9 protein-coding genes are annotated in these 12,799 nt (G+C 46.4%); all 9 read right to left on the reverse strand.

The genetic code is table 11. The annotated features are described in order from the left end of the window. Entirely contained in the window at window positions 1-1,422 is a 1,422-nt protein-coding gene (locus AC1DF0_RS29880; protein ID WP_477577088.1) for a family 43 glycosylhydrolase, read from the reverse strand. Window positions 1,423-1,567: 145 nt separating this feature from the next. Next, entirely contained in the window at window positions 1,568-3,130 is a 1,563-nt protein-coding gene (locus AC1DF0_RS29885) for an extracellular solute-binding protein (RefSeq protein WP_477577090.1), read from the reverse strand. A 76-nt stretch (window positions 3,131-3,206) separates the two neighbouring features. Continuing rightward, window positions 3,207-4,076, reverse strand: a complete 870-nt coding sequence (locus AC1DF0_RS29890; RefSeq protein WP_442053379.1) for a carbohydrate ABC transporter permease — start codon at window positions 4,074-4,076, stop codon at window positions 3,207-3,209. Window positions 4,077-4,101: 25 nt separating this feature from the next. After that, complete coding sequence (locus AC1DF0_RS29895) at window positions 4,102-4,791, reverse strand: ABC transporter permease (RefSeq protein WP_477577093.1); 690 nt, start codon at window positions 4,789-4,791, stop codon at window positions 4,102-4,104. Window positions 4,792-5,212: 421 nt separating this feature from the next. After that, window positions 5,213-6,127 (reverse strand): AraC family transcriptional regulator, encoded by a 915-nt coding sequence (locus tag AC1DF0_RS29900; protein WP_442053377.1) that lies wholly within the window; start codon window positions 6,125-6,127, stop codon window positions 5,213-5,215. 269 nt (window positions 6,128-6,396) lie between these two features. Beyond that, window positions 6,397-8,271 carry a hypothetical protein gene (locus AC1DF0_RS29905; RefSeq protein WP_477577096.1) on the reverse strand — a complete coding sequence of 625 codons (1,875 nt, stop codon included), beginning with the start codon at window positions 8,269-8,271 and terminating at the stop codon, window positions 6,397-6,399. A gap of 260 nt (window positions 8,272-8,531) precedes the next feature. Further along, window positions 8,532-9,338 (reverse strand): response regulator transcription factor, encoded by an 807-nt coding sequence (locus AC1DF0_RS29910; protein WP_442053185.1) that lies wholly within the window; start codon window positions 9,336-9,338, stop codon window positions 8,532-8,534. Next, entirely contained in the window at window positions 9,338-11,134 is a 1,797-nt protein-coding gene (locus AC1DF0_RS29915) for a sensor histidine kinase (RefSeq protein ID WP_477577098.1), read from the reverse strand. Before AC1DF0_RS29915 ends, AC1DF0_RS29910 begins: the two co-directional genes overlap by 1 nt. Window positions 11,135-11,227: 93 nt before the next feature. Then, window positions 11,228-12,787: an extracellular solute-binding protein gene (locus tag AC1DF0_RS29920; protein ID WP_477577100.1), complete on the reverse strand. Its 1,560-nt coding sequence runs from the start codon at window positions 12,785-12,787 to the stop codon at window positions 11,228-11,230. Window positions 12,788-12,799 lie beyond the last annotated feature (12 nt).

A 12,799-nucleotide genomic window follows, 5' to 3' on the forward strand; every position in this document is an offset into this window, starting at 1 on the left:
TTATAGTCGTTCTCTCTTCTCCAAAGCGTGGTAAATAAAATGACTAAACGAAACCTTTCCGACGCCAACGGCATCCAAAGCAATCCTTAAACTTAAAAATTTGCCTAACACATTGTTATGGAACCCTGACATTTCGAAACCGTGATCCAGCTTGATCCAACTAGAATCTGCCGTGCTGTAATACAGATCCACGTCATGGCAATCGTTCACGATGCGCAACTGGATAAGGCCGCCGTCAACTTTGGTATATTCGGAACGGTATTGATCGCGGAACGAAAAAACATGACTGCCGTTGAAGCCAATTCCGCATTGGAAGCCGGGCTTGTAAAACAAGCTTAAGCGGCCTTCCGTCGCCTCCTCGAGTTGCACCGATACAATAGCTTCATAGGCGTGATGATAGGGAATGCATAGCAAAGGCTCGATCGATTCCGCCGGAAGTGCTTGCAACACAAGGTTTCCACCGCCAACATCGTAACCGGTCAAGCTAGAACGTCCAAAGAAATGCCATTGCGGCGCAAGGCGCTCTTGCTCGAAATTATCGGATAAAGCAATGCCGCCGGATAACGGCAGATTGCTCGCCTTAGGTTCATTCGAAGCTCGGAACCAGCCATTGTCATCCCATTGAATAGGTTCCATAAGCGTATATCTTCCAAGCGTCAAAAAGTCTTTTTCATAGGCATGATAGATGACGTACCAAGATCCGTCAGGCGTATCCACTAACGTGCCATGACCTTTGGACCACCAACGCTCTGCGCGGCTTTCGGTTCTAATGATCGGATTGTTGGGCGAGTTCTCCCAAGGTCCGTCGAGCGATTCCGATCTGGCCGATACGATCATATGGCTGGTTGCAGGTCCTGCGGTTCCGCCCTGCGCGCTTGTCATGTAGTAATGGCCATTTCGATACGTAATCTTGGGCGACTCCAGATAAAAGCCCTCCGTCCTCCATTCGGTAGGATAACGCCAGCCTTCATAGACCTTCTCGAGCTCGCCGATCGTCGACAAGCCGTCAGGCGCCAAGCGAATTCTGCAACCTTCAGACAGGAAGAGATAACGGTTTCCTTCCGAATCTGCGGCATGTCCCGGATCGATCAAACCGACATTCAGGTTGATCGGCTCCGTCCACGGTCCCGCTGGCGATTCGGCCGTTACGACCCAATTCGTGCGATCTGCCGGATAGTAGATGTAGAACACGCCTTCATACCAGATTAATTCAGGAGCCATAATGCAGCCGACGCGTTGATGGACAGCATGCCCAATAGGTTCCCATTCCGCTAAATTCCGGGAGTGCCATACGAGAAGTCCCGGCATGTTATCGAATGAAGAATGGGTCATGTAGTAGTCTTCTCCGACTCGGACCACGGACGGATCCGGATAGTCGCCGGGCAATATCGCAATGGGAAATGTATCGTTTGTGTGGTTCACTTAAATACTCCTTTAACTTAATAAATTTATTGATATCATTGCATCTCAACGACAGAAGGGACTCTCGGACAAATGGTCATCCCTAAGGCTGACAATCATCCTCGAAGTCCGCTCTGCCTAACTCAGGCATGCTGTAATCCGTCAATTATTTGGCGGCTTGACGCTCCTGGTACACTTTAGTCGCTTCTTCCAGCAGATCTTTACCGCCGGATCTCAGCCAATTCTCTTTAAACTCTTCGAACGTTTTATCAATATTATCTGTACCGATAATGGCTTTTACATAATACTCATCTTGAAGCGGATTCAACGTTGCCGAATATTTGGACTTAGCTTCCAGCGGCGTTGGTCCAAGGATGTCCGTAATCAATTCATTGCCTTCGTTCAACGTATCTCTGAATGCCAGTTTTTCAGCCGAGAAGTGGTATTTCCACATCTTCAAACTGCGCTCGCCGAGCGGATTATAGTAACCGCCGTAGCCCAATTCGAGCATTTTGTTCGTATCGCTCTTATAAGGTTCTAATGCTTCCGCGGCGCCGTCCTTAAGCTCATACGAAACACCTTCGGTGCCAAACACTGTCTTCAGATAAGCATCGTCGCTACTCACCAAATCTTCAAGGATTTGCAAAATTTTAATTCTCTTCTTCTCGTCCTTTTCAACCTGCGCTCCGAACAGAAGAGGCACTTGCAAGGCGCCGTTCGACATCGCCAGCGATTTACCTGCAGGACCGACTAAACCTTTGCCATAAACGGCTTCGATACCGTTTGCCGCATTGGCCTCTTTTTGATTGAATAAATGGTGATACATCATATAGTCGAGAATGCCGATTTTTTTGTTGTTCCACTTCTGCGTAATCGTATCGTTATTGTCCGTTAGAAATTCCGGATCGAGAACGCCGTCTTTATACCACTTCTGCAAAAGCTTTAACGCTTCCTTAGCCTGATCCGAAAGTCCACCCCAAGTAACCGTTCCGTCAGCAGCTAACATAAATTGATAAGGATTTACGCCGTGTGCCGCATAAATCTCATTGAATTGCTGATTGCCTGTCCCGCGGGTCGTAAAGGCGTACGTATCCTTTTGACCGTTGCCATCCGGATCGTTATTACGGAATTTGTACACGACATCCTCGTATTCTTCAAGCGTTTTCGGCGGTTCATTGTAACCAATTGCTTTTAGCCACGCGCCGTTGTAAGCCGGAATGAATCCGTAAGAACCGTTCAACCATACCCTCGGAACGCCCCAGTTCTTCCCGTCGTATAAGCCGATATCCCACGCATTCGGATCAACAGCTTCTACGTCAGCCACATAAGACGGCATATATTGTTTGATTTCGTCTACCGAAATGCTTGCGATTACGCCTTGCCTTGCATAATTGACCATATCGCCTTCGCTAATATTTTGAGGGAAAATGTCCGGAATTTCTCCTGCTGACACTTTGACCTTAAAGTTCTCGTCTGTCGCCCTCATGTTCACGATTTTTACGTTGTACTTTTCCTCGATGTACTTCTGAACCTCGTTGCCGTCATTTGTCGGAATAAACCATGTGCTTGGGTTAATCGTGAGCTCGATCGGTGCTTCTTGTTCCTGTACATTCGTCTGCGAAGGCGCGTTCGTTTCACTGTTTACCCCGTTCGAACCGCCCGAACAAGCCGTTGCTAGTAAAGACATAGACAACATGGCCGCAACAATAAGTCTCTTTCTGTCTTTCATTTCTTTTCCTCCCTTTTATATGCCAATCAAATTTATTTAAACAGGGAATGGCTTAACCTTCCCCGGTTAAATCACTCTAACCTTTAAGCGAGCCGATCATTGTTCCTTTAACGAAATACTTTTGCAGGAACGGGTACACGACAAGGATCGGCAATACGGCGAACATAACGGTGGCGGCTTTAATCGAAGTTTCATACTTGAAATTCCCGACAACCGTGCTACCGAACGTTTCCTTGTCCGTATTAAGGACAACAATTTCCCTTAAGAAAAATTGCAACACTTGTTTGGACTGATCGGAAATGTACAATACCGCATCGAACCAGGCGTTCCAATGCCCGACTGCCGTCCATAACGCCAGTGTCGCCAATACGGGCTTCGATAACGGCAACACAATCGATAGCAACACGCGTATGTCATTCGCCCCATCGATCTTGGCCGATTCCTCGACTTCTTGCGGGATCGACATGAAGAAATTGCGCAAGACAAGCATGGAGAAAGTCGGTACTAACATAGGAACAATATAAACCCATCTGCTATCCATCAAATGCAGCTCTTTGATAAGCAAATAACTGGGAATGAGGCCTCCGCTGAAAAACATGGTGAACAAAATAATCATCGTATAGAAAGAACGGTGAGGCAAAGTTTTGCGCGATAACGGATAGGCGATCATGGACATGGCGACAAGCGTCAACAATGTGCCAACCACCGTCCGAAACGCCGAATTGCCAAAGCCCCACCAAATTTTCTTTTGACTCACAACCTGTTTCCAACTGAACAAGTCAATGTCTTTCGGGAAGAGATGGAATCCCATGCGAGTCGATTCCGCCGGGCCGCTTAACGATACGGACGCGATGTGAATAAACGGATAGAACATGGCCACGCACAGACCGGATATAAAGACAATGAGAATAAACTGGAATAGATTTTCGCCAACTGACGTTTTCATGATGCGCGTTCCCTCCTGACGGCTCTTACAGAACCCCTTCTTGTCCCATTTTTTTCACTACATAATTTGTGCCGAGCACAAGCGTGATGCCAATAATGTTCTTGAATAGCCCGACCGCTGTCGTTAATCCGAATTGACCGTTAACGATACCGGCTCGATACACATACGTGTCAATGATATCTGAAACATTGTAAACAGAAGGAGAATACAGATTGAATATTTGGTCGAATCCAGCGTTAAGAATGCCGCCTAGCGATAATATGAACATAATGGTGACAACCGGTAATATAGACGGGATTGAAATATGCCATACTTGTTTGAAACGATTGGCTCCATCTATCTTGGCTGCTTCGAACAATGTAGGATCGACACCCGTTAATGCCGCCAAATAAATGATCGTGCCCCAACCCACTTCTTTCCATATATTTGTTATTACTAAAGTCGGGCGAAAATAATTGGAGTCGGCCAGAAAGTAGATCGGTTCGATGTGTACGAGCGACAGTAGATAATTGATTGGTCCCTGACTTGGCGAGAGCATCATAATAATGATGCCGGAAAGAACAACCCATGAGAAGAAATGCGGAATGTAGGATATGGACTGGGCGATTCTTTTGAACAATCCGTATCGTACTTCATTCAGCAATAGGGCCAGCACAATCGGGGCTGGGAATCCGAATACGATGTTATAACAGCTAATGATCACTGTGTTCTTCAATATTCTTAGAAAATCCGGGGATTGAAAGAACAAAAATTTGAAATATTCCAATCCGACCCATTCGCTTCCCCATATTCCGCGAATCGGACTAAAATCTTTAAAAGCTAACTGGATACCGTATAGTGGTCCATAGCAAAAAATTGCGTACCAAACCAATATTGGAAAAAGCATGAAGAACATATATTTATTTTTTTTGTATTCTCTCCAGGTATTGGTCCATCTCGGTCTTTTATGACCGGGAACCTTAACAGAACGCTCCACATTTGCCCTATTCAAATTCCAACAATCCTTTCAAAATCATATTGACGTTATTACGACTATTACTATTTGCTACTGCTTTCAATTGTTTATATCGTAGCCATATCCATATTCCTGAGAACCTTGTTTCATTTACAAAGCAATTGTACCTTTATTCCAAATGCTATAATGACAAATCCATGTTATAAAATGTTGGTTTATTGGTATTAAAAACAGATCCAGTACGGTACTTCAATGGGGTCGTTCCGACTTCTTGCTTAAATACCCGAACAAAGTAAGAAGTATTGGGAATGCCAACCTCGCTGCCTAATATTTCGACCGATTTTGTCGTAGTCTCGAGCAGTCTGCAAGCATGCCTGATTCGAATGGCAGTAATATAAGCCTTCAAAGTGCTTCCGGTCTCTTCGTGGAACAGCTTAGATAAATAGAACTTGGATAAATGCATGGCAGCCGCTAAGTCATCCAAATAGAAGCTGTCCTGATAATGTTCATCAATCCATTTCATAGCTTGCTGCGCATATCCTATCGATTTGCGCTCCTCAGCCAGCTGAATTTGCTCTGACGGAGCTGTCTTACTGTGGAGCATACAATCCAAATTACGGAGGATCAGCATGGCTACTTCTTCAACATCCTCCCCCATTCCTTGGCTTCTTACTGATTGATAATTTTCATAGTTGCGCTCTATGCTCTCGCTGTACGAGGAGAGATCGAAAGCTTTCACTTTGTTCTGTCCTCGCCATAACGCCTTAAATAAGGCATGCCGCTTCGCAAATGGTTGGAGTTGCTCCTCCATAAGATGCGGATCAAAGAAAAAAATGGTGCGCGAGTATGGCTGTTCCTTACTCACGTTCGCAAAAACATGATGCAACTGATATGGACGGAAGAAGAAAAGCATCCCCTTGCGTATCGGATACGTTTCACCATCCAGCACAACACGACCGGCACCTTCGTGAACATACAACATCTCGCAGCATTGATGCCAATGATGATAGCCTTGATAATTCTCGGTGTTCTTCAACCTGTAATCCCAAAAAAGCTTCGTATTTCGAAACGCGACAGGCTCGAACATTCGTTTCATAACCAACCTCCTCATTAGTACTAATAAGGATGCCTCATCCTTCTATAAAAGAAAGCGCTTTACTATTACCATCATAGTTAAAATAGGCGTGCATGAGTATTCAACACAGTTAGGGAAACATGGACGATTCAGCGTCTTCTCTTGCGGGAATAGTTAACAACGCTATTATTTGTCCATATAGGTTTAAGATTTATCCATATGAGAAGAAACTACCGCAGAAAACGAATCCCCTCAAACTCCTTAATGGGGCTTGGGGGGATTCATACAAGCTATATTCCAAGATCTTCTTCATTCACGCGGCGCAGCACTTCAAGCCGGAAGGCGGTCGGCCATGCGACCAGCCATTGCGACACGTTGAATGGATCTCCCCAGCGGGTATGGAAAAATCCTTCATCCTGGCTGCCTTTTGGACGCGTTTTTCCCATGACCGTCAGACTGCCATCTGAGATGCCGAATGTTGCATTCGCCCATGCTGCACGAGCTCTTTCGCGCCATGCTTCGTTGCCTGTAAGCGACGCCAGCTCCACCCAATCCTCAATGAACGCAAGCGCGAATGGATCAATGTGGTGATGCTGCGTTGAGACGGACGTTCCTCCGAACGTATCGTAACCAATTTCTCCCAAGGCGCTTCCATCTTCATACTCAACTGAATGGTGCCACTGCCAAGTTGCCAAGTACCAGGCTGCAAGCTCAGCCCATTCAAGATATGTCCGATTGTCAGTGATACGAAACAGCGCGATACCTGCCTTCAATAAAGGAATCGCTGATTCCTTGTCCACGCAATACGTATCGAGCGCACCTGCCGTTGTATACCCGTTGTCGAGCAGCTCCCTGATATAATAGTGGTATCCAAGCTCGGCACCGCGCAAATAAGCCTTTTCTCCCGTTATTTCGTAAGCCTTGACGAATGGCGTTACAAGGAAACAGCCCACCGTACCCTCCGGATCATGTGGTTCGCCATCATTTGTCCAAGATTTACCTATTTTTCCGTCTCCCGACTGAGCCGACAAGGCAAAATCGCAAATGCCTAGTGCCGTTTCGCGGTAAATCGGGCGTTCGAAACCGCAGAGGAGAGCCAGCTCCTCGGCTTCGAACAAATTCATGGCCGCAGTCCCGAGGTTACAGGCATCCTGCACCTCCGGTTGGTCTTTCTTGAACAATACATAATCGTAGTGACAATGTATGAGGCCGTTCGAGAGTCTGCCGCCTTTCACCCATCCGTCCAGCACCGCCAAACCGCGTTGAAGCGAGTCCTCGTTACCGAATCGCAAGTAATCGGCTAGCATGGAATTGGCCAAAGAGGCATTTTGGCCGCACCATCCGATTTCGTAATGACGGGCCTGCGCCCATTCCTCGCCATCCCATTTCCTGCCGATTGCGAAACCACGGAAATCTCCGTCTTCAGCCCACAAACCTTCCTTCGCATAAGCCATGCCCAGATTCCACACGCTTTCAGCATTAAAACGAGGTTGCACCAACTGTTTTTGAATGTGCCATGCTTCATCTAGCATCTTGCGCCACGATACGCGCGGCTGGGTATATGCTTCTATCGTCAAATAAGCACAAGTCTCGAAGCTCTCGCCAGGTGTGAATATCCGTCCCGCTTCAAACGCATCGCAATACTTGTCGCGACTAATGTATACCTCTGGCGTTTCTTCTTCGGGCCAAATCAATCGATGAATAATACAGCCGGGTTCGGCCGCAAGCGAGCATGAATAATTCTGCATGTCAGTTGGAGGCTCGCTGAACATAGACACGGCAATACCTTCGCCCTCGGAGTAAGTTGCTCCTGCGACAGCAGTTCGGTGCCATGCGAATACCCAAGGCTGACCATCTCGTTGCAAGCCTTTGGGCTCCAAACCGCTGCCCCACCCGTTTCCGTTATAGGTAACGGAAGGAATCATATAGTACTGAGGTTCGTATGAGGTTGCAAAGTCCATTGTAATCTTGCCAGACTCCGATACAGGACCGAGATAAACAAACGTCCTCGTCCATTTGACTACCCCGTCCCGCACTGATTCGAATGTATCGTTTACTTCGAAACGATCATCCTCGAACGGTAACACGCGGCCGATTTCCTTTTCATCAAGCAAAAGAGTATATTCGCCATTCATTTGACGATGCTCCCAATTAACGATTCCCATTTATATCCTTCCTTTCTGCCAAATTCGCTTTATTCGTTTAACGGACTCCTCTCATCATGTAACGGTTGGTAAAGATGCGGTTCGCATGACCTGCTTTCGTCCGCTAACGCCCATCTGCTTTTGCAAAATTTGCAATATCGTCTTTTCGTCTTTTCGTCTTTTCGTCATTGGTAGCTTGTACGTGTGGTCGCTTGCTTGTAACTTGTTCTCAGCTGTGAACAAGTTGTCCGTACTACACGCTGCAAAATCCAGCGTGAAAATCACTCCTTTGGTTTGCCGTTCTCCCATAAATCAGATTCGCAATCTCGGTACTGGCCTGGCGTAAGTCCGGAATATTTCTTGAATACTTTAAAGAAATGCCTTGGATTTTCGTATCCCACCTGTATGGCCACTTTGTCCACGGGCAGCTTTGGCTGCTCGTTCATCAGTTGCTGCGCCTTGACCACTCGGCAAGTATGGAGATACGGGATGAAATTCATACCCGATTCCTTTTTGAACATGGCGCTTACATAGCTTGGGCTCAAACCGATGTGTTTGGCGACCTGCTCCAAGGATAGGTCTTGGGCGTAATGCCTATGAATATATTCCAATGTCTTATTCATTTGTTCCGTATAAGTGCAGCTATTAAGCAAGCCGGTGAATACCTGTGTGACTTCATCTGTCTTTGCCTTGGCGGTCAGCGGTTCAGTTTCCATCTCTATGGTCCGCGCGGCATCCTCTAAAATGACGAGAAGCTCTTCCTTATCTACGGGCTTCAACAAATAATCGAGTACTTGATAACGCAATGCCTGCCGAGCGTATGAAAAGTCATCATATCCCGTCAAGATGACGAACTGGTGGCAGAGATTGCTTTCCTTCACTAGCTTAATGAACTCAAGACCGCTCATCTCAGGCATATGAATGTCGGTAATAATCAAGTGAGGTTGGAACGATTGGAGCTTCTCCAATGCCTCAATTGCATCATTCGCAGTTTCAATCCGTTGGAAGGGAGTGTTGGCATTCCGAATAATCGCGCTAAGCCCTGCAAGGATAAGCGGCTCGTCATCGACCACTAATAAATTCAACATCACTGCCCACCGCCTTTATACATTCGAATAACGCATGTCGTACCTTCCAAACTTCGACTCGTAATTGTCAGACCGGAATCATGGCCGTAGAATTGTTTGATTCGCTCATGGACATTGTACACCCCAAGTCCGCCCAAAGTCGTCTGGAATCGGTTAAGGTCCCGCTTCCCTTCCAACATCTCCTGAATCACCAAGAGGCGGTCCTCTTCGATCCCAAGTCCGTTATCCGCGATATGAACCTCCATGTATCCCACCGTCTCCAACACCCGGATCTGAAGTAACCACTGTCTCCTCAGCTTGCTCAAGCCATGAATAATGCTGTTCTCCACCAAAGGCTGCAGGATAAAGCGTGGACAGACGAAGCTGGTAATCGGTGCGGCCACGTCAATCTCAAATTGCAATCGTTCGCCGACGCGGTTTTTATGAATAGTTAGAAAATTTCTTACATGCTCAAGCTCATCCCTAAGCGTCGTCTCGAATTGGTCATTCGATAAACTGTATCGGATCAGCTTGCCAAAGGTATGGGTGAAATCCGCCACCTCGGGTGCCTCTTTCACTTCGGCTAGCATTCGGATCGACTCTAGCGTGTTGTATAAGAAATGAGGTTTGATCTGCGCCTGCAGCACCTTGTAATCGGCTTCCTTCCGCATGAGCTCTGCACGATGAACCGTATTGACTAGATCATCGATCCGTTGAAGCATCGCGTTATAAGAGACAGCTAGGAAAGATATCTCGTCGCGGTCGTGGCTTGTGTCTTCATATTTGGAGAGATTGTCGGAGTCCACATTTCGCATATGTTTGGCCAACTTTAGAATTCTGTGCGTAAGCAATGTCGCAATCCAATAGTAAATAATAGAAAGCACGAGCAGACACAAGACGCCTCCCCATGCAAACCACTGCAGCTCGCGTTGAATATTGACTTCTCTTCCGTTCGTGAACGAAATGATCTTTATCGCCAAGGGATCGACATTAATGCTGTTCCCCAACAAATTGACGTCACGGAGATAAGCATATTTGGATGCTCCATCTGCCATGGCATCCGCCGCAGCTCTCTTTAGCGCGTTGAGTCTGCCCGTCTCTTCAATATCCGTGAATAACAACTGGTTATCCTGGGATAAAACAATAATCGAATCATCCGTCTTCGTCTTCACTTTGTCGATCATCCCGCTAATGACATTATCCGTAATTTTAACTTCCATGATGCCGATCTGCTTCGAGAATGACTCATTGTAGATGTTTTGGTAATAGCGCCATACAGGCATTGCTTTCTGTTCGGGTTGATCATAGAGCCATAGTCCTTTTCCCGGCGTAAGGTGCTTGACTTTCTCATACAAAGGATCGTTATTGACAAGCTCATGGATGTCCCCGAATTCTGGCCCTAATGCGTACACGTCCGAATTGGTGCTGTACAACCGGATAGCCACAATCTTTGGATTTCCGGTGTATACATAAGAGAATCTCGGCCGGATGTATTTAACAAGGCTGTATACGTGCTCAGCTGCCGTCTCATAAGCGCCGCTCAAGTATTCCAAAGCATACTGATCGTTTTGAAAAAGTTGATATACAGATTCGACCTGCGTTAGATCCACCTTCAGATTACTGTTTACCTGTTCAATTAAATCCTGCCGGTTGCGCATATATTCTTCCAGAAATCGTATATGTGCCTGGTGATATAACAAATAAGCGAAAATGAGAATAGGAAATAGAATAATGAGTACATAGCCCAAGAACAGCTTTCTGACGATTTTTGTCTTCGGGAGAAGCCTGAGCACTTTCTTCGCCAACCATTCGAACATATTATCACTTCTTCGTTTTTGTTGTATCTTAACACAAAAAGAAGGGAAGCCAGTGCCGAATGCGCTGACTCCACCTTGTAATGCTGCGTATCCCTACTTGAATGTATCCTTAACACTATTGTACTTTTCGTTCGCCCAAGCCTCATACTTGCTAAGTCCGATTTGCTCCGCTTTATCCATCAAGTCATGATAGTACTTAACCGCCTCTTCTTCAGAGTCAGCCATATAAATCCTGACCTCTTCGTTCTTAATCATTTCATCCAACTTCGTGCGAATGACTCCAATCTCCGAATCGGATTCGGGAACGAGCATGCCAAGCGCTGGGACAAAATCGGTGTATTGCTTTGACATCTTCTTGACTTCTGCCGACTCCGTTCCCGGCACGACCTGATCCAGAGCAGCGCTGTTAGACATCAAGCCCCAGAATCCAATCGCTTCTTTATTAATATAGTCCGCGTCTCCTTGCTTATACAGCAGCTCCGGATACTGAAGCTCTGTGTTCCATTTCCAGTGCTTCCCTTCGATGCCCCAGAAACCAAGCTTTTGTCCTTCTTCCGAGAACATATATTGCATGAATTTAATCGCAGCCTCGGGATTCTTGTTATTCTTCGTAATGTAAACGCCAGACCAGCCTACGCTCGCAAAATACTCTTTGGGATTGCTGCCAAGCGGTTTCGTAAGCTGTGTATAGCTGTATCCGCTGCCTTGATCGGATGCTTGACTGTTGAACGTGTCAAAAATATTCGTATTGTCCACCAGCGCGAACACTTTGCCCTTCAAGACATAATCATCGTCTCTCACGGTATCTTTGAAAGCAAAGTTCTCAGGGGTCATATAACCGTTTCGGTATAGACGATTAATATATTTGTATACCTCCAGCATGCCAGGATGTCTCAAATACTGCTGCACTTTGCCGTCCTGTTCATACAGATCCGTATAAGCCGAAGGCACCCCATTTTGCATTTTGAAATAACGGAGTCCCCAGTTGATATCGAGCATTAATGGAATAACATCCGGGTATTTGGCTTTCACTGTTCCGAGCAAATTCTCTAAGTCTTCGAAGTTATTCAATGCCGGATTGCCAAGCTCCTCCATAATATCTTTGCGTATACCTAGCGCGCTTGAATTGATGATCGCGTTCGGATAGGCATCCCACTCTTCCTTCGTAGCATAGTTATTGCGTACCGTATAAAACTTCCCATCGCTTGACGTGTTGATTGCAATGCGAGCCGGGTCAACCTTAAAATCCGGTGCGTACTGCTCAATCAAGTCATTCCAGGCGTAAGAGACTTTCGGATCGGCCAACCGATCCAAATTTGTTGCCGTAAAGACAAGATCGGGCAAATCACCGGATGCGATCATGAGTGGTAGCTGCTTATCATCTGCCGCAATCGTCACCTTTAATTTGACACCGGTCTTCTCTGTGATTAATTCTGGGACAGAGCCGGCCCAGTCATGTACCGGAAACCAAGGGTGGTTTACGAATATGCTCAGTTCTACCGGCTCAGTGCTCGTCCCTTCTGTATTGCTTGACGTGTTAGCTCCCTTGTTTTCCGGACTTTCGTCTTTGCCCGAACAGGCCGAAAGGGTAGTAAGAAGCATAAGTGCAGCAAACGTTAATTTGACCCATTTCTTTTTGCCCAATTGAATCATGGATGTACCCCC

The sequence above is a fragment of the Paenibacillus sp. 05T425 genome (genome assembly GCF_056396205.1).